Annotated in this window: 13 protein-coding genes; 3 read left to right on the top strand and 10 right to left on the bottom strand. The window is 67.2% G+C overall.

Annotated elements, in window-relative coordinates; all coding sequences use genetic code 11:
* Positions 1-5: 5 nt before the first annotated feature.
* Complete coding sequence (locus J8I33_RS10700) at positions 6-5,273, top strand: autotransporter outer membrane beta-barrel domain-containing protein (protein ID WP_209935411.1); 5,268 nt, start codon at positions 6-8, stop codon at positions 5,271-5,273.
* A gap of 89 nt (positions 5,274-5,362) precedes the next feature.
* On the opposite strand, the gene J8I33_RS10695 is transcribed toward J8I33_RS10700, so the two are convergent.
* The 6 genes from J8I33_RS10695 to J8I33_RS10670 form a co-directional block, all read right to left on the bottom strand.
* Positions 5,363-6,088 (bottom strand): amino acid ABC transporter ATP-binding protein, encoded by a 726-nt coding sequence (locus J8I33_RS10695; protein WP_050013812.1) that lies wholly within the window; start codon positions 6,086-6,088, stop codon positions 5,363-5,365.
* Complete coding sequence (gltK, locus tag J8I33_RS10690; protein ID WP_050013813.1) at positions 6,085-6,762, bottom strand: glutamate/aspartate ABC transporter permease GltK; 678 nt, start codon at positions 6,760-6,762, stop codon at positions 6,085-6,087. Before gltK ends, J8I33_RS10695 begins: the two co-directional genes overlap by 4 nt.
* On the bottom strand, positions 6,762-7,502 hold the full coding sequence (locus J8I33_RS10685) for an amino acid ABC transporter permease (protein WP_069616754.1): 741 nt from the start codon (positions 7,500-7,502) through the stop codon (positions 6,762-6,764). Before J8I33_RS10685 ends, gltK begins: the two co-directional genes overlap by 1 nt.
* A gap of 84 nt (positions 7,503-7,586) precedes the next feature.
* On the bottom strand, positions 7,587-8,480 hold the full coding sequence (locus tag J8I33_RS10680; RefSeq protein WP_050013815.1) for a glutamate/aspartate ABC transporter substrate-binding protein: 894 nt from the start codon (positions 8,478-8,480) through the stop codon (positions 7,587-7,589).
* Between the two features lie 289 nt (positions 8,481-8,769).
* Positions 8,770-10,056 (bottom strand): Glu/Leu/Phe/Val dehydrogenase, encoded by a 1,287-nt coding sequence (locus J8I33_RS10675; protein ID WP_050013816.1) that lies wholly within the window; start codon positions 10,054-10,056, stop codon positions 8,770-8,772.
* Positions 10,057-10,332: 276 nt separating this feature from the next.
* Positions 10,333-11,298: a LysR substrate-binding domain-containing protein gene (locus J8I33_RS10670; RefSeq protein ID WP_050013817.1), complete on the bottom strand. Its 966-nt coding sequence runs from the start codon at positions 11,296-11,298 to the stop codon at positions 10,333-10,335.
* 255 nt (positions 11,299-11,553) lie between these two features.
* Between J8I33_RS10670 and purB the strand changes: the two genes are divergently transcribed.
* Positions 11,554-12,942 carry an adenylosuccinate lyase gene (gene purB, locus J8I33_RS10665; RefSeq protein WP_050013818.1) on the top strand — a complete coding sequence of 463 codons (1,389 nt, stop codon included), beginning with the start codon at positions 11,554-11,556 and terminating at the stop codon, positions 12,940-12,942.
* 77 nt (positions 12,943-13,019) lie between these two features.
* On the opposite strand, the gene J8I33_RS10660 is transcribed toward purB, so the two are convergent.
* Positions 13,020-14,441 carry an FAD-dependent oxidoreductase gene (locus J8I33_RS10660; RefSeq protein ID WP_209935404.1) on the bottom strand — a complete coding sequence of 474 codons (1,422 nt, stop codon included), beginning with the start codon at positions 14,439-14,441 and terminating at the stop codon, positions 13,020-13,022.
* 283 nt (positions 14,442-14,724) lie between these two features.
* Here J8I33_RS10660 and J8I33_RS10655 point away from each other — a divergent pair, with 283 nt between their 5' ends.
* Entirely contained in the window at positions 14,725-15,372 is a 648-nt protein-coding gene (locus J8I33_RS10655) for a TetR/AcrR family transcriptional regulator C-terminal domain-containing protein (protein WP_050013820.1), read from the top strand.
* Positions 15,373-15,443: 71 nt separating this feature from the next.
* On the opposite strand, the gene J8I33_RS10650 is transcribed toward J8I33_RS10655, so the two are convergent.
* The 3 genes from J8I33_RS10650 to eda form a co-directional block, all read right to left on the bottom strand.
* Positions 15,444-15,947: a gluconokinase gene (locus J8I33_RS10650; RefSeq protein WP_050013821.1), complete on the bottom strand. Its 504-nt coding sequence runs from the start codon at positions 15,945-15,947 to the stop codon at positions 15,444-15,446.
* A 13-nt stretch (positions 15,948-15,960) separates the two neighbouring features.
* Positions 15,961-17,322: a GntP family permease gene (locus J8I33_RS10645; protein WP_050013822.1), complete on the bottom strand. Its 1,362-nt coding sequence runs from the start codon at positions 17,320-17,322 to the stop codon at positions 15,961-15,963.
* A gap of 217 nt (positions 17,323-17,539) precedes the next feature.
* The gene (gene eda / locus J8I33_RS10640) at positions 17,540-18,166 is read right to left on the bottom strand and encodes a bifunctional 4-hydroxy-2-oxoglutarate aldolase/2-dehydro-3-deoxy-phosphogluconate aldolase (protein WP_006483410.1); all 627 of its coding nucleotides are present in this window, start codon (positions 18,164-18,166) and stop codon (positions 17,540-17,542) included.
* Positions 18,167-18,169 lie beyond the last annotated feature (3 nt).

Genomic DNA, 18,169 nt, shown 5'->3' with positions numbered 1-18,169 from the left:
ATGTCGTGAATCACTCATTTCGATCGATATGGAGCGACGCCGCCGGCTGCTGGGTCGCGGTGGCGGAAACGGCTCGGGCGCGCGGCAAGCGTTCGGGCAGCGAATCGGGTTCGAGCCGCCGCACCGCGCACAAGGTGGCGCACCACCCGGCACGCCGCTCGCCGCGGCGCGTCGCGGCGCTCGGGGCCGCGCTGGCCGCGCTGTCGGCCGGCGTGGCGCACGCGTCGACGTGCGGCGACGGCGCGACCGTCGCGAGCGGCGGCACCTGCGCACTCGGCAGTTTCAGCCCGACCGTCAACGACAACCTGGCCGGCGCCACGACCGTGTCGGGCGGCGAAACGATCGGCGTGGCAGGCGCATGGACGGGCGTCCCCGGCGACCCGGGCTATACGCTGACGCCGCTCGGCAGCGCGACCCTCGTGTCGGGCAACCCGAACCAGCCGCTGGTCTCGCTCGGCGGCAAGACGCAAAGCGTCAGCACGCCCGACTCGATCACGGCCACCCACACGTCGGTCGCCACCTACAACTCCGCCGAATTCACCGCATCCACGGCCGGCTCGACCACCGTGCCCGTTTACCACGACGTGAACGGCGGCCAGTACGTGAATACGCGGATCGGCACCGTCGACAGCACCGGCGGCACGCTGAACGTGTCGATCGGCAATGCCGCGGATGCGCCAGACGCGACCGGCAATGGAATCTCGATCGCACCGAAGCAGACCGACCTGACCTTTGCGGACGGCACCGGTGCGGCAAAAAGCGTCGTCAACTGGAATTCCCGCAACCAGATCTGGCTCGGCACCGGCGACTATCTCGCCAGCGGCGGCCCGGTCGGCCAGCTCCAGCTCGACGTGCCGGCCTACGCGGGCACCTTCACCGCGTTCGACGGCAGTCGCTGGACCGTCACCGACGCCGCATCGCTCGCTGCGTACAACGACTTTCTGGTGCGCTCGGTCCAGAGCGGCGCGCTCGGCTCGCAGGCCGCCTACGACACCGCGTTCGGCCAGGCCGTCACGTTCTCGCAGCAAACCTTCCAGTACGCGAACAACGTGTCCGCCGGCGACAAGAACACGCTGCCGATCGATCACCTGTCGGTGATGCACGGCACGGGCGCGAACGCGACGCTGCACATCGGCAAGGACGGCCAGATCGACTTCCGCGGCACCAACACGATCGAATCGAGCTCGGCCGTGCTCGCGGAAAACGGCGCGCACTTCGTCAACGACGGGCGCTTGTCGGGCGACTTCACGCTGGTGCGCCTCCTGAGCGGCGCGAGCGGCGTCAACAACGGCACGATCTCGTCCGGCTACGCGTCCGGCAACAACGTCGACACGAGCGGCAGCACGCCACCCGACAATTTCGGCTTCCACGCGTACACCGAGGGCAACGGCGTGTACGCGAGCGGCGCGGGCACCACGTTCGCGAACAACGGCGTGATGAACGTCGGCGCATGGACGCTCGACGGCAACCGGCCCGACCTGCAGAACTACGCTGTGGCCGCGACGGACGGCGCGCGCGCGACGAACGCCGGCACGATCAACGTCGGCGTCAACGCGACGACGCTCGACAGCCAGGTGATCGGCGGCCTCGTCGCCGGCGGCAGCTTCACGAACGAAGCAGGCGGCACGATCTATCTGGGCCGCGCCGCGCAGTACGCGCCCGGCCAGGCGGCAAACGACGTCGCGCTGTCCGCGCACGCGTACGGCATCCTGCTCGGCGCGTCGGGCAGCGCGAGCAACCTCGGCACGATCGTGATCGGCTCGCAGACGCAGAACGGCGCCGCGCTGGCGAGCATCGGCTCGAGCGCCGGCACGCTAACGAACGCGGGCGCGATCGTCGTCAACGGCGCCGCGCCCGGCACGCCGCTCGCGAACGTCGGCATGCTCGCGGCCGACACCGCCGCGACCGTGACCAACACGGGCACGATCACGCTGAATGGCGTGAACGGCATCGGCATCATGGTCGTCGGCACCGGCACGCACGCGACGACTGCGACGTCGACCGGCACGATCGACGTGGCCGGCGGCCTCGACCCCGCGTCGGACACGCGCAACTACGGCGTCTGGGCCGAAGGGCCGCTCGCGATGGCCACGCTCGACGGTGCGCTGAACCTGACCGGCACCGGCGCGATCGGCGTGCACGCACGCTCGGGCGCGACGATCGACGTCGGCGCGAACGCGGTGCCGGCCTTCATGTCCGGCACGAACCAGATCGGCTTCTACGCATACGGCGCGGGTTCGAAAATCAACGTCGCCGCGCAGCACCTGAGCGTCGACACCGACGACTCGACGCTGTTCCGCGTCGCGGGCGGCGCGGCCTACACGGGCGCGTCGGCGGCCGGCACGCTGACGACCGACGTCAACGGCCAGCGCTCGCGCGGCGTACTCGCGACCGACGCCGGCACCACGCTGTCGACCGGCAACGCGGTCTACCACGTCAACGGCGCGAACGGCGTCGCGATCGCCGTGGAAGGCGGCGCGAAGGGCACGATCGACGCGGGTGCGACGATCGACCTGAACGCGGCCGGCGCGACCGCGGGCATCGTCGACGGCCAGGCGCACGACCTCGCCGGCGCGAACGCCGGCGCGCCGGTCGCGACGACGCTGACCAACGACGCCGCCGTCACGTCGTCGACCGCCGGCGTGACCGGTTTCATCGCGCAGAACCTCGGCACGCTCGAGAACCGCAGCACGGTGCTGCTGACCGGCGCGGGCTCGACAGGCGTCGTGGCCGGCACGCTGGGCACGGTGAACAACGCGTCGACGATCCGCGTCGCCAACGGCACCGGCGCGCTCGTGCAGGGTGCGTCGGCCACGCTCGCGAACGCGGGTTCCATCGAAGCCGACGACGGCGTCGCGGGCATACGCCTGACGGGCGCCGGCGCATCGGTCGCGCTGTCGGGCGCCGGCACCGTCATCGCGAACGGCAGCGCCGACGGCGTGCTGATCGACGCGACGGTCACCGGCGGCGGCATCGCGGCCAGCGCGACGTCGATCGCGGTCGGCGGCTCGGGCAGCGGGATCCGCAACCTCGGTGCGAATGCAACGATCGCGCTGTCCGGCACGCAGATCGCGACGACCGGCAACGGCGCCGCCGGCGTCACGTCGACCGGCGCCGGCGCGCACATCGCGGCCGATGCGGCCGCGGTCGTCCGCACGAGCGGCGCCGACGCGCGCGGCCTGTTCGTGTCGGGGGCCGATTCCACGCTCGCGGCCAACGGAACGACCGTCGCGACGACCGGCACGAACGCCCATGCAATCGTCATGGACGGCGGCGCGACGGCCCTGCTGTCGGGCGCGAAGATTTCCGCATCGGGTGCTGCGGCCGACGGCGTCGTCGCGCAAAACGGCGGCCGCATCGCCGATACGGGGTCGGCGCTCGCCAGCGCCGCCGGCAACGGCGCAACCGCGAACAGCGGCGGCGTGCTCGCATTGACGGGCACGGCGCTCACGGGCGCGACGGCCGGCGTACTGACGTCGGACACGCTCGCGAACGGCGCGACCAGCTCGGTGCTCGTCGACGGCGGCAGCGTGACGTCCGCCACCGGGCCGGCCTTCGCCGCGCGCGGCGGCATGGCCGACATCGCGGTGCGCAACGGTACGGTCGTGACGGCCGGCAACGGCACGCTGCTGAACCTCGCGAACGGCAGCAACGTGACGTTCAATGCATCGGCGGTGAACCTCGCGGGCGACATCGTTTCCGACGCGTCGAGCACCGGCAACGTGTTCCTCGCGAACGGCACGACGCTGACCGGGAAGATCGACCCGGTCGCGCTGACGGTCGACGGCACGAGCACGTGGCGCATGACGGGCAGCTCGGTGCTGAGCAGCCTGAACAACGCGGGCCTCGTCGCATTCGCCGCGCCGACCGGCTCGCCGACGCTGACCGGCAGCTACAAGACGCTGACAACGGGCGGCTACGTCGGCAACGGCGGCATGATCGCGCTGAATACGTATCTCGGCGCCGACGCGTCGCCGACCGACCGGCTGATCGTGAACGGCGGCGCGGCGAGCGGCACGACCGGCCTGAAGATCGCCAACACGGCCGGCACCGGCGCGCAGACGACCGGCGACGGGATTCCGGTGGTCGTCACGGCCAACGGCGGTACGACCGCCGCGTCGGCGTTCCATCTCGCGGGCCCGGTGCAAGCGGGTGCGTACGAGTACCGGCTCTATCGCGGCGGGCAAGGCGATGCGAACGGCTGGTACCTGCGTTCGCAGCTCGACCCGACCGACCCCGGCGACCCGATCCACCCGTCCGGCGGCGGCGGCGGCGGCATCAACGGCAACGGCGGTACGCTCGCGTATCGTCCGGGCGTTTCCGGCTACGCGATGACGCCGCTGCTGAACGCCGACTACGGCTTCTCGACGCTCGGCAAGCTGCACGAACGCGTCGGCGACATCTACAACGTCGAGCAGCAGCAGCCCGGCAATCGCGACGGCGTGTGGGGGCGCATCGGCGGCCAGAGCCTCGATGCGAACGCGGGCCGTTTCTCGGCCGACGAACGCACGTTCTTCGCGCAGTTCGGCAAGGACTGGACTGTCGACCAGGCGCCGAACGGCGCCGGCAGCACGCATGCGGGCGTGACGGCCAGCATCGGCGTGTCGAACGCGAGCTTCAGCGACATGGCGCGCGCGGGCTCGCCCAACCTGTCGACGTCGACCGGCTCGGTCGAGATGCACGCGCAGAGCGTCGGCGGCTACTGGACGCGCTACCTGCCGGACGGCACCTACTTCGACAGCGTCGGGCAGGTCACGCACTACGGCAACCGCTATCGCGACAGCTACGGCAACGAAGCGTCGCAGAACGGCTTCGGCGTCGCGCTGTCGCAGGAAGTCGGCAAGCCGTTCGCGATCGGCGCGTTGCCGGTCGCGGTCGAGCCGCAGGCGCAACTGATGTACCAGTACCTGAAGCTGAACGGGTTCAACGACAACGTGTCGGCCGTGTCGGGTACGACGACGAATGCGCTGCGCGGTCGCGTCGGCGTGCGCATCTTCCGGCCGAACCTCCAGTCGAGCGCGGGCGGCAGCGCCGCGACGCCGTACTTCACGGCCGACGTGCTGCACGACTTCCTGTCGCCGGGGCAGACCGTCGTCGGCGGCACGCCGTTCGCGACGCATCTCGGACGCACCTGGTACGAGCTCGGCGTCGGCGTGACCGCCGGCTTCGGCAAGTCGGGCGAGCTGTACGCGAACGCGAAGATCGCGCGCAACATCGGCGGCGATTACCGGCGCGGGATCGTCGGGCAGGTCGGCTACCGGTACAGCTGGTAACGCCCGGCGGCGGACGAAAAAAAACCGCCCGGCGCTCGGCCGGGCGGTTTTTTCATCGACGCACATGCAGCGCCGACGAGCGCGAACGCTCAGTGCAGGATCTTCGCGAGGAAGTCCTTCGCGCGTTCCGATTTCGGATTCGAGAAGAAATCGTCCTTGCGGTCGTCCTCGACGATCGCGCCCTTGTCCATGAAGATCACGCGGTGCGCGACCTTCTTCGCGAAGCCCATCTCGTGCGTGACGACCATCATCGTCATCCCTTCCTGCGCGAGTTCGACCATCACGTCGAGCACTTCGTTGATCATCTCCGGATCGAGTGCGGACGTCGGCTCGTCGAACAGCATCGCGATCGGGTCCATCGACAGCGCGCGCGCGATCGCGACACGCTGTTGCTGGCCGCCCGACAGTTGGCCGGGAAACTTGTGCGCATGCGCCTTCAGGCCGACGCGATCGAGCAGCTTCATGCCCTTCTCGTTCGCTTCGTCCTTGCCGCGGCCCAACACCTTGACCTGCGCGAGCGTCAGGTTCTCGGTGATCGACAGGTGCGGGAACAGTTCGAAATGCTGGAACACCATCCCGACCTTCGAGCGCAGCTTCGACAGGTTCGTCTTCTTGTCGCCGACCGACTGGCCGTTCACGAGGATCTCGCCCTGCTGGAACGGCTCGAGGCCGTTCACGGTCTTGATCAGCGTCGACTTGCCGGAGCCCGACGGGCCGCACACGACGACCACTTCGCCTTTCTTGACCTCGGTCGTGCATTCGGAGAGGACCTGAAACTGGCCGTACCACTTCGAAACGTTCTTGATGGAAATCATCTTGTGACCTTTTTCTGGAGACCCTTGACGAGAGCAGACGCCAACGAGCAAATCACGAAATAGCATGCGCCGGCGAACAGGACCATCTCGACGGTCGTGCCGTCGCGATCGCCGATGTTGGCGGCCGTGCGGAAGAAGTCCGCGAGACTGATCACGTACACGAGCGACGTATCCTGGAACAGGACGATCGCCTGCGTGAGCAGCAGCGGCACCATTGCGCGGAACGCCTGCGGCAGGATCACGAGGCGCATCGCCTGCGCGTAGTTCATGCCGAGCGCGAACGCGGCGTTCACCTGCCCGCGCGGCACCGCCTGGATGCCGGCGCGGATGATCTCGGAATAATACGCGGCTTCGAACAGCGAGAACGCGACCATCGCCGACGCAAGGCGGATGTCGATCGTCGGCGACAGCCCGAGCACGCCCTGCAGCAACTGCGGCACGATCAGGAAGAACCACAGCAGCACCATCACGAGCGGGATCGAGCGGAACACCGTCACGTACGCTTTCGCGAACCACGCGAGCGGCTTCACGCCGGACAGCCGCAGCAGCGCCAGCAGCGTGCCCCAGACGATGCCGACCACGATCGCGATCAGCGTGATCTTGAACGTGACGATCGCACCGGACCACAGCGTCGGCAGCGCGCCGGGAATACTACTCCAGTCGAACTGATGCATCACTTGCCTCCGATGTAGCCGGGCAGCCGCGTACGGCCTTCGATCCAGCGCATGAACGCCATCACGACGAGGTTGATGACCACGTACGCGAGCGTCACGGCGATGAACGACTCGTAGGTCTGCGCGGTGTAGTCGACGAGCTGGCGCGCCTGCGCGGACAGGTCGAGCAGGCCGATCGTCGACGCGACGGCGGAGTTCTTGAAGATGTTCAGGAATTCCGACGTGAGCGGCGGCACGATGATCCGGTATGCCACGGGCAGCAGCACGTAGCGGTACGTCTGCCATTGCGTGAAGCCCATCGCGAGGCCGGCCGCGCGCTGGCCCTTCGGCAGCGCGTTGATCCCCGAGCGCACCTGTTCGCACACGCGCGCGCCGGTGAACAGGCCGAGACAGACGATCGACGCGGTAAAGAACTGCGTGCCGGGCGGCAACTGCTTGATCCAGGTGCCGATCGATGCGGGCAGCAACTCGGGTATCACGAGATACCAGACGAAGAACTGCACGATCAGCGGAATGTTCCGGAAAATCGACACGTACACAGTGCCGATCGCGGCGAGCCACTTGTTCGGCACGGTGCGCAGCACACCGAACAGCGACCCGACGATCAGCGCGATGACCCAGGCGACGAGCGACACTTCGATCGTCACCCAGAAGCCGGACATCAGCCATCCGAAATAAGTCGTCGGCTCGCCGGTCGACACGGGGCTCAGAAAGATGCCCCAGTTCCAGTGGTAAGACATGGGCAAGACTCCAGCAAAAAGAAACGGAAGAAGCGTGGCCTCTTCCGTCTCATTAGCGTCATTTCTGCATCAACGGCCGTGCGGTCAGTCGAGCGCCTTGTCGTTCGGGTTCGCGTACAGCTTCTTCATCGACTCGGACAGCGGGAAGTTCAGGTTCAGCCCCTTCGGCGGGATCGGGTTCTCGAACCACTTCGCGTAGATCTTCGCGGCTTCGCCCGACTTCTCGACTTGCGAGATCGCGTCGTCGACGACCTTCTTGAAGTCGGCGTCGCCCTTGCGCATCATGCAGCCGTAAGCCTCTTCCGATTGCGGCGTGCCGACGATCACCCATTCGCCCGGCTGCTTCGCCTTCGCGCGCTCGCCCGCGAGCAGCGCGTCGTCCATCATGAACGCGACCGCGCGGCCCGATTCCAGCGTGTTGAACGAATCGCCGTGATCCTTCGCGCTGATGATGTTCATGCCGAGCTGCTTGTCGTTGTTCATCTTGCGCAGCAGGCGCTCCGACGTCGTGCCGGCGGTCGTCACGACCGTCTTGCCCTTCAGGTCGGCGAAATCCTTGACGCCCGAATCCTTCTTCGTCATCAGGCGCGTGCCGATCACGAAGATCGTGTCGGAGAACGCGGCTTGCTGCTGACGCTCGAGGTTGTTGGTCGTCGAGCCGCACTCGATGTCGACCGTGCCGTTCTGCACGAGCGGGATGCGGTTCTGCGACGTGACGGGGATGTTCTTCACCTGCAGGTTCGGCAGGCTCAGCTTCTTCTTCACCGCGTCCACGATCTTCAGCTGGAACTCGCGCGAATAGCCGACCACCTGCTGGTTCTGGTCGTAGTAGGAGAACGGAATCGACGATTCGCGGTGGCCCAGCGCGATCACGCCCGTGTCCTTGATCTTCTTCAGCGTGCCAGTCTCCTGAGCATGCGCGCCGCTTGCGAACGCGCACAGCGCCGCGGCCATCAGGACTGCCTTGTGGTATTTCATTTTGGTCATCTCCTTGGCTAAAACCCGCGCCAGTGTATCAAAGTAATATTTTTGAAAGTACTGGTTGTTTACCGCACTACGAATCGCCCTGTGCGAAGCCGTCCTCCCGGCTCCGGGCGCGCCAGATGCGCGCGCGGGCGGTGCCGGATTCGGCACCGCCCGCGAGGGTTCACATCCGCAATCGGGTGGATTGCGTCATGAATCTTTCATGGTCGATGATCAGGGACGCCCGGTTAGGGACGCCCGGTTAGGGACGCCCGGTCAGGGACGCCCGGTCAGGGACGCCCGGTCAGGGGTAGAGGCCGCGCATTTCGCGCGCCATCAGGATGCGCTTGCACGCGACGATGAACGCCGCCGTACGCACCGTCACCTTGTGCTCTTCCGCGACCGCCCACACGCCGGCGAACGCTTCGCGCATCACGCGCTCGAGACGATGGTTGATCTCGTCTTCCGTCCAGAAGAAGCTCGAGAAATCCTGCACCCACTCGAAGTACGATACGGTCACGCCACCGGCGTTCGCGATCACGTCGGGGATCACGAGCACGCCGTTCGCGCTCAGGATGTCGTCCGCCGCGGTCGTCGTCGGGCCGTTCGCGCCTTCGACGATGATCTTCGTGCGGATCTTCGCCGCGTTCTTCTCGGTGATCTGGTTTTCCAGCGCCGCCGGGATCAGGATGTCGGTCTCGACCGTCCAGAACTCGTCGTTCGGCATCGGCTCGGCGCCTTCGAAGCCCGCGACGCCGCCCGTGCGTGCGACGTGGTCGAGCAGCTTGTTCGAATCGAGGCCGGCCGGCTGGTAGATCGTGCCCGTGTGATCCTGCACCGCGATCACCTTCGAGCCCGCTTCCTGGAACAGCTTCGCCGCGATGCCGCCGACGTTGCCGAAGCCCTGCACCGCGATGCGCGCGCCTTCGATCTCGAGGCCCTTCTTCTTCGCCGCTTCGCAGCCGACGACGAACACGCCGCGGCCCGTCGCTTCCTTGCGGCCGAGCGAACCGCCGAGCGCGATCGGCTTGCCGGTCACGACGCCGGTCGACGTCTGGCCCTGGTTCATCGAGTACGTGTCCATCATCCACGCCATCACCTGTTCGTTGGTGTTGACGTCCGGCGCCGGAATGTCGGTGTTCGGCCCGATGATGATGCCGATTTCGCTGGTGTAGCGGCGCGTCACGCGCTCGAGCTCGCCACGCGACAGCTTGCGCGGGTCGACGCGGATGCCGCCCTTCGCACCGCCGTACGGCACGTTCACGGCCGCGTTCTTCACCGACATCCATGCGGACAGCGCCATCACTTCCGACAGCGTCACGTCCTGGTGGTAGCGCACGCCGCCCTTGCCCGGGCCGCGCGACACGTTGTGCTGCACGCGATAGCCTTCGAAGTGCGCGACGGTGCCGTTGTCGAGCTCGATCGGGCAGTCGACGATCAGGATGCGCTTCGGACGCTTCAGCGTTTCGAGCCAGCGCGACAGCGAACCGAGGTACGGCGCGACGCGATCGACCTGCTGAAGGTAGTTGCCCCACGGGCCGAGATCGTCGGCGTGCAGGTAGGACGGGATGGACTGCTGTTGCGAAGACATGGAAGCTCCAACGTTCAACGGATTGCGCACATTGTCGAAAAAGCCGTTTTTTTTATCCAATGCCGTTTGTTTATTCGATTATGCGTTTCTTGCATGATCGCGATTTTTTGCAAATCCGCGGTCGATTTGCGCAAGAACGCCCGCGATCGGCCGTGCATCGCGTTCGTGGAAAAACGGATTGGACAGGCGCGAGCCGGCCGCGGGACAGCCGTCCGACAGGCGGTGCAAGGCCGCCGTCAGCCGACCGGGCCAATCGGCCGGGTTAACCGCCGGCGGTTAACCGGCAGTATCGCCGGTGGTCTCGCGCAGTTCGTCGCGCACGACGTCCCACAGCGCGCGCACGAGCTTCTGCCGCGGATCGTCGCCCTGCAGCGCGAGCTTGTCGCAGTACAGCCGGATCTCCATCGTCAGCGTGAACGGATGCGCGCCGCCGCGCGCCGACCGGTCGAGGCGGATCAGCCGGCCGCCCGCGACCGCATCGTCGACCGCGCTGTGCGGCAGGAACGCGACGCCGTGGCCCGCGAGCGCCATCGCCTTCAGCCCTTCGGCCATGTCGGTTTCGTACACGCGATCGAGGAACAGCCGCGTCGGCGCGTTCGCGATGATGACTTCGGTCATCCGGCCGAGATACGCGTTCGGCGTATACGACAGGTACGGCACGCGCGCGTCGGCCGTGCCCGGCAGCGTATGGCGCGGCCGGCCCGCGCGGCCGGGCGCGGAGAACGGGCTGATCGGCTCGCTGCCGAGGACGAGCATGTCGTAGCGCGCCGGGTCGAGCGCGACCGGGTGGCTCGGGTGGTGGTAGCCCATCACGAGGTCGCAGCCGCCTTCGACGAGCGACAGCACCGCGTCGTGCACGTTCAGCGCGCGCAGCCGCGTGTGGACCTGGCCCATCTTCGCCTCGATCCGCTCGAGCCAGCGCGGGAAATACGTGAGCGACAGCGTGTGCGGCACCGCGAATTCGATCGTCGGCACCGGCGCGCCGACGTGGCCGCGCAGCAGCGTGCGCGCCTCGTGCGCCTGCGACAGCATCGTCAGCGCCTGCTCGTAGAAGATCTGCCCAGCCTGCGTGAGCCGCGTCGGATAGACCGAACGATCGATCAACTCGGTCGCGAGCCATGCCTCGAGCGCCTGGATGCGCCGCGAGAACGCCGGCTGCGACACGTGCCGCAGCTCGGCGGACCGGCTAAAGCTGCGCGTCTCCGCGAGCGAGACGAAGTCTTCGAGCCATTTCAGTTCCATGCAGGCGGGCGCGGCGGGCGGCGGTCGGGAAGAAGCCTGCATTCTACCGGCGGGCGGGCCCGGCCGGCGGCTTGGCGGACAGCCCGGCGAGCCCGCGGGGGCGCCTGCCGACACGCCATTCGCGTGCCGCCCGGGCATCGCTCGCCGGCGGCGCGCGCGGCCGGACCGGTTCGGCCGGAATCGACGCGCGCCGATGGTAAAATGCCGGATTCTCCTCCCCTCGTTCGCCCCGGCCCCAAAAGGCCCTGCCCGATCATGTCCGACACTCGTCCCGATACGCTTTTCGCCCTCACCGCGCTCTCGCCCATCGACGGCCGCTACGCCAGCAAGACCGAAGCGCTGCGCGACTGGCTCTCCGAAGCCGCCTTCATGCGCCACCGCGTCACCGTCGAGGTGCACTGGCTGATCGCGCTGTCGCGCGCCGGCTTCGCGGAAGTCCCGCGCTTCTCGGAAGCCTCCGAGCAGTTCCTGCTGCAGCTCGCCGAGCGCTTCACCGCGCACGACGCCGCACGCATCAAGGAAATCGAGCGCGTGACGAACCACGACGTGAAGGCCGTCGAATACTGGCTGAAGGAATCGGTGAAGGGCCAGGCCGAACTCGAGAAGGCGAGCGAATTCATTCACTTCGCGTGCACGTCCGAGGACATCAACAACACGTCGCACGGGATGATGCTCGCCGGCGCGCGCGAACACGTGATCCTGCCGGCGCTGCGCACGGTCTACCAGCGCCTCGTCGCGCTCGCGCACGCGCACGCGGAACAGCCGATGCTGTCGCGCACGCACGGCCAGCCGGCCAGCCCGACGACGCTCGGCAAGGAACTCGCGAACGTCGCCGCGCGCCTCGCCCGCGCGATCGCGCGCATCGAGAAGGTCGAGATCCTCGGCAAGATGAACGGCGCGGTCGGCAACTTCAACGCGCACCTGTCCGCGTATCCGGAATTCGACTGGGAAGCGTTCTCGCGCGACGTGATCGAAAACCGCCTGAAGCTCACGTTCAACCCGTACACGATCCAGATCGAGCCGCACGACTACATGGCCGAACTGTTCGACGCCGTGGCACGCGCGAACACGATCCTGCTCGACCTCGACCGCGACGTGTGGGGCTACATCTCGGTCGGCTACTTCAAGCAGAAGACGAAGGCCGGCGAGATCGGCTCGTCGACGATGCCGCACAAGGTCAACCCGATCGACTTCGAGAACTCGGAAGGCAACCTCGGCCTCGCGAACGCGACGCTGCGCCACCTCGCCGACAAGCTGCCGGTGTCGCGCTGGCAGCGCGACCTGACCGACTCGACGGTGCTGCGCAACATGGGCGTCGCGCTCGGCTACTCGCTGCTCGCGTACGATTCGCTGATCCGCGGCCTCGACAAGCTCGAAGTGAACCCGCAGCGCCTGAACGAAGATCTCGACAACTGCTGGGAAGTGCTCGCGGAGCCGGTGCAGACGGTGATGCGCCGCTACGGCATCGAGAACCCGTACGAGCAGTTGAAGGAACTGACGCGCGGCAAGGGCATCACGCGCGAAGCGCTGCAGGAATTCGTCGGCACGCTGGCGATCCCGCAGGACGCGAAGGATCGCCTGCTCGCGATGACGCCCGCGTCGTACATCGGCAAGGCCGTCGAACTCGCGAAGCGGATCGCGTAAGCGCCGCCGTCGCCTGACGCAAAAAAGCCCGATGCGAAGCGATTCGCATCGGGCTTTTTATTGCCTGCAGCAGCCGGTCAGAACGAGATCATCCGCCCCGGGTTCAGCGCGCTCATCACGCTCATCGCGGCCTTCGCGGCGGGAATCGCGATCGGCGACAGCTGCCGGCCGAGCGGAATCGCACGATGGTCGATGCCCGTGAGCATCGAGAAGTCGTCGTTGCGGCCGACGAAATCGTCGCAGATCGCCTTGCCGATCCGCACCGTCTGGGCGACGCCGTGCCCGCTCCAGCCCTGCACCATGTACATCGGCACGCGGCCGTCGGTCTTGCGGCTGTCGGTCGCGCCGTTCAGCGTGAAGTCGCTGACGCCGCTCCAGCAGTAGTCGAGCGCGAAGCGGCCGTCGTGCTGCGGAAACACCGTGTTCAGCCGTGTCAGCAGATACGCGTTGACGTCGGGCTGCGCCCAGCAGCTGCCGGTGCCTTGCCCGCCGAACAGCAGGCGGTTGCCGCGCACCGGCCGGTAGTAGTCGATCTGGAACTGCGTGTCGTACACCGGCATGCCGGCCGGCATCAGCGTCGCGACGTCGACGTCGAGCGGCGCCGTCACGCTCACGTACGTGAAGAACGGCACGGTGGTCGCCGCGCCGTCGTCGAGCAAACGGAACGTCGTGTTGTGCAGCGCGAGCACGACGCCGCGGCGCGCGGTAATCGTGCCGCCCGGCGTCGTCGCGACGACGCCCGCGGGCGTCTCGTCGAGTTCGAGCACCTCGGTGCCCTCGTACAGCGCACCGCCGTTCAGCCGGAAGCCGTGCACGAGGCCGCGCACCAGCGCGAGCGGATGAATCTGCCCGCCGACCGCGTCGATCGCCGCGCCGTGATACAGCCCCGAGCGCACGTATTCGTCGTGCAGCTGATGGCGGCCGACGAGCGTCACGCCCGCGTCGCCGAGATGGCGTCGCGCATCCGCGCCGTCGAGCAGCGCGCTCATGTGGCCGGGGTGAACCGCCGCCGTGACGTGGCCGCGCTTGCGGTCGAGATCGAGCGCGTAACGCGCGCCGATTTCGTCGATCAGGTCCATCGACTCGGCCGACGCGAAGCGCCACAGCCGTTTCGCATCGTCGTGCGATAGGTAGTCGATCATGTCGGCGGCTTCCCAGCGCGCAAGGCCGGGCGTCAGTTGCCCGCCGTTGCGGCCCGACGCGGCCGAGCCGACGTGATGCTTGTCGACGAGGATCGTGTCGACGCCCGCTTCCGCGAGATGCAGGGCGGCCGATGCGCCGAGCAAGCCGGCGCCGATCACGAGCACGTCGCAGACGGCGTCGCGCGCCAGCGGCGCGCTGTTTTCATGGCGCGACAACGACGCCTCGTACCAGTTGGCCGGCCGTTCGCCGCCGTGGCGGGCCGGATCGCACCAGTTCCAGTTGTCTTTTTCGATATTCAGTTGCGTTTGCTCGAAACGCGATTCGCCCTGGATCAAGGGCCTGTTGTTGGACGTCATGATTGCACTTGCATGGTCTTGGGCCGCCTGTCGAAGGGCCTCGTTGCTTCGAGGCTTCGCGGGTGGGGCAGCCGGTTCCACATGGGTGTCAACGAGAAAAGGGGCGCGATGGCCCGTGTTGACGGCGGCACGCTCGTGCCGCCTGGATCCCGGACTGTGCGAAAGCACGTATTGAAAGGTGCCGGGACACCCAATTTCTACACCGCAGAAATAATTCTACAGTGTAGAATAAGCTTTCGTCAAGTTTACAGCCGGTGCCGTGCCGGCGTGCCAGCCTGCGTCGATGAAAGACAAACCCGCCCAGGGGCCGCGCGGCCTCGACAAGGACGCGCTCGTCGCGGCCGCGCTCGCGCTGCTCGAAGACGTCGGCGAAGCCGCGTTCAGCGTGCGCAAGCTCGCGCAATCGGTCGGCTGCGACCCGATGAGCGTGCTGTATCACTTCAAGTCGAAGGACGGCCTGAGCCGCGCGATCGCGAATGCGCTGTCGCGCTCGCTCGTGCCGGTCGATCCGTCACTGCCGTGGCGCGAACGGCTGCGCGACCTCGCGCGCCAGTACCGCGCGCTCGCGCTGCGCTACCCGGCCGCATTCGCGCTGCTGCAGCGGCACATGAGCACCGGCCCGGCCGACCTCGCGCACATCGAGGCCGTGCATCGCGCGCTGACCGACGCCGGCATCCCGCGCGCGGCGCTGCCGTCGGTATGCGTCGGCTGGTACGCGAGCGTGATCGGGCTGGCCGCTGCCGAAGCGGGCGGCCTCACACGGCCCGCGAACGACGTCGAGCTCGCGGAAATGCACGCGCTGTCCGACGCCGCGCATCCGCTCGTCAAGTCGGCCGCGCCGCTCTATGCGCAGCTCGATCCGGCGGCCGTCCATGACACGATGCTCGACGTGCTGCTCGACGGCATAGCCCAACGCTCGCGCACGGCCTGACCGGCGTCCGCCCCGCCAACGAAAAAAGCGCCCGAAGGCGCCTTTTCGATGACGATGGCCGCGAACCGCGCTCAGTGCTGATGCGCGAGGCCGATCTTCAGCATGACCTGATCGACGATCTGCTCGGGCGTCAGCTCGATGCTGACCTCGATCGCCTCGTCCGGGCCCGGCTCCTCGAGCGTGTCGAGCTGGCTCTTCAGCAGCGACGGATCGAAGAAATGGCCGGTGCGGCTCTTCAGGCGTTCCTGCAGCACCTCGAACGACCCCTTCAGATACACGAACCGCACGTCGGTGTCGGTGCCGCGCAGCACGTCGCGGTACGACCGCTTCAGCGACGAGCACGTGAACACGGCGGTTTCGCCCGCGTGCTGCTTTTCCTCGATGGCCGCGCGGATCGTGCGCAGCCACGGCCAGCGGTCTTCATCGGTCAGCGGAATGCCGTGGTGCATCTTTTCCTTGTTGGCCGCGCTGTGAAACGCGTCGCCATCGGTATAGCTGCACGACAGGCGTTCCGCCAGCATTTCGCCGATTCGCGACTTGCCCGCGCCCGACACGCCCATTGCGATCAGAATCATTGACTACCCCTTGTTACAGAACCACGCTCAGCAACAGCGTAAAGCTCAGACCGAGCACCGAGATGATGGTTTCAAGCAGCGACCAGGTCTTGAACGTCTGGCCGACCGTCATCCCGAAATATTCCTTGATCAGCCAGAAGCCGCCGTCGTTCACGTGCGAGAAGATCAGCGAGCCCGAGCCCGTCGCGAGCACCAGCAGCTCAGGCCGGACCGCCGCGCCCGACGCCGCCGCGATCGGTGCGACGATGCCGCAGGCCGTCGTCATCGCGACCGTCGCCGAACCCGTCGCGAGACGCATCAGCGCCGCGACGAACCACCCGAGCAGCAGCGGCGACAGATGCGCGTGCTTCGCGGTCTCGACGATCTGTTGCGAGATCCCGCTGTCGCGCAGGACGCCGCCGAAGCCGCCGCCCGCGCCGACGATCAGCGTGATGCCGGCGATCGGCGCCAGGCACTCGCCGCAGAATTTCTGGATCTGGTCGCGGTTGAAGCCCTGCTTCGCGCCGAAGGTCCAGAAGCTCACGAGCACGGCGATCAGCAGCGCGACGTCGGAGTTGCCGGCAAAACGCAGCAGGTTGTTCGGCAGCGACTTCGGCGTGAACACGAGGTCGGCCCAGCTGCCGACGAGCATCAGCACGACGGGCAGCAGGATCGTGAACAGCGTGATGCCGAAGCTCGGCAGTTCGCGCTTGCCGCCATCCGTGCGCGAATCGACGAATTGCGATGCGAGCGGGTTGTTTTCCGGCAGCTTCACGAACTTCGAGATCATCAGCGCGAACAGCGGGCCCGCGATGATCGCGGTCGGCACGCCGACGACGAGGCCGAACGCGATCGTCTTGCCGATATCGGCGCCGTATTGCTGGACGGCCAGCAGCGCGGCCGGATGCGGCGGGATCAGCCCGTGCACCACCGACAGGCCGGCCACCATCGGCAGGCCGACGACGAGCAGCGACTTGCCGGTGCGCTTCGCGACGTTGAACGCGATCGGGATCAGCAGCACGAAGCCGACTTCGAAGAACACCGGCAGGCCGACGATGATCGCGACGAACATCATCGCCCAGTGGATGTTCTTTTCACCGAACCAGTCGATCAGCGTGGTCGCGATCCGCTCGGCGCCGCCCGATTCGGCCATCATCTTGCCGAGCATCGTGCCGAGGCCGACGACGATCGCGATGTGGCCGAGCGTGCCGCCGGTACCGGTTTCGAACGACTTGACGATCTTGTCCATCGGCATGCCGACGACGAGGCCGAGGCCGAGCGAAACGATGATCAGCACCAGGAACGGGTAGATCTTGTAGCGCGCGATCATCAGGATCAGCGCGGCAATCGCGATCAGCGTGAATACGAGCAGCATGCTGCCTTGGACGGCCCCCATGTGGCACTCCTCCTAGAATTGTTCGAACCGGGCGAGTCGTTGCGAGTATGCCCGGCTATGCAGGTCTCCGAAACACGGGGGTACCCCCCCGTCAGGACGCTGAATTTTACTTATCTTTGCGATCCGCGGATAGAACCGGTTCCATCAGCAAAAACCCTCGGTAAAACAAGCACTAACGCTTGCTTTCCGAGGGCCAAACCGTCATTTGGCACAAGTCTTAACGGGGAAGCTGGCTCGCCGCTTGCGCGAGGCGCGTGACTTCGGCCCAATCCTGCGCGGCGAGCGCGGCCTTCGGCGTGAGCCACGAGCCGCCGACGCACACGACGTTCGGCAGTTTCAGGAAGTTCGGCGCGGTATCGACCGTGATGCCGCCCGTCGGGCAGAACTTCAGCGCCGGGAACGGGCCGTGGAACGCCTGCAGCATCGGCACGCCGCCCGCCTGCTGCGCGGGGAAGAACTTCACGATGTCGTAGCCGAATTCGAGCGCCTGGATGATGTCGCTCGGCGTCATCACGCCCGGCAGCAGCGGCAGGCCCGCGTCGAGCGACGCGAGGTGCAGCTCCTTCGTCAGGCCCGGCGACACGCCGAACGTCGCGCCCGCGCGCTTCGCCTGCGCGCAGTGCTCGGGCTTCGTGATCGTGCCCACGCCGACGACGATGTCGTCCGCGAGCTGGCTCGCGCGCTGGATCGCCTCGAGGCCCGCCGGCGTGCGCAGCGTGATCTCGAGCACCTTCACGCCGCCCGCGTGCAATGCGCGCGACACGTTTTCGCCCTGCTCGACCGAGTCGAATGCGAGCACCGGAATGACCGGGCCCAGCTTCACGATTTCAGCAATCGTCTTCATTGA

The organism is Burkholderia sp. AcTa6-5 (assembly GCF_017815075.1).
Lineage (GTDB): Bacteria > Pseudomonadota > Gammaproteobacteria > Burkholderiales > Burkholderiaceae > Burkholderia > Burkholderia sola.
This window is presented reverse-complemented; position numbering and strand designations above follow the sequence as displayed.

What these genes read in the sequence shown, in the direction of transcription:
- J8I33_RS10695 (WP_050013812.1), bottom strand. Translation starts at nt 6,088, where the DNA reads ATGATTTCCATCAAGAACGTTTCGAAGTGGTACGGCCAGTTTCAGGTC.
- gltK (WP_050013813.1), bottom strand. Translation starts at nt 6,762, where the DNA reads ATGCATCAGTTCGACTGGAGTAGTATTCCCGGCGCGCTGCCGACGCTG.
- J8I33_RS10685 (WP_069616754.1), bottom strand. Translation starts at nt 7,502, where the DNA reads ATGTCTTACCACTGGAACTGGGGCATCTTTCTGAGCCCCGTGTCGACC.
- J8I33_RS10680 (WP_050013815.1), bottom strand. Translation starts at nt 8,480, where the DNA reads ATGAAATACCACAAGGCAGTCCTGATGGCCGCGGCGCTGTGCGCGTTC.
- J8I33_RS10675 (WP_050013816.1), bottom strand. Translation starts at nt 10,056, where the DNA reads ATGTCTTCGCAACAGCAGTCCATCCCGTCCTACCTGCACGCCGACGAT.
- J8I33_RS10670 (WP_050013817.1), bottom strand. Translation starts at nt 11,298, where the DNA reads ATGGAACTGAAATGGCTCGAAGACTTCGTCTCGCTCGCGGAGACGCGC.
- purB (WP_050013818.1), top strand. Translation starts at nt 11,554, where the DNA reads ATGTCCGACACTCGTCCCGATACGCTTTTCGCCCTCACCGCGCTCTCG.
- J8I33_RS10660 (WP_209935404.1), bottom strand. Translation starts at nt 14,441, where the DNA reads ATGACGTCCAACAACAGGCCCTTGATCCAGGGCGAATCGCGTTTCGAG.
- J8I33_RS10655 (WP_050013820.1), top strand. Translation starts at nt 14,725, where the DNA reads ATGAAAGACAAACCCGCCCAGGGGCCGCGCGGCCTCGACAAGGACGCG.
- J8I33_RS10650 (WP_050013821.1), bottom strand. Translation starts at nt 15,947, where the DNA reads ATGATTCTGATCGCAATGGGCGTGTCGGGCGCGGGCAAGTCGCGAATC.
- J8I33_RS10645 (WP_050013822.1), bottom strand. Translation starts at nt 17,322, where the DNA reads ATGGGGGCCGTCCAAGGCAGCATGCTGCTCGTATTCACGCTGATCGCG.
- eda (WP_006483410.1), bottom strand. Translation starts at nt 18,166, where the DNA reads ATGAAGACGATTGCTGAAATCGTGAAGCTGGGCCCGGTCATTCCGGTG.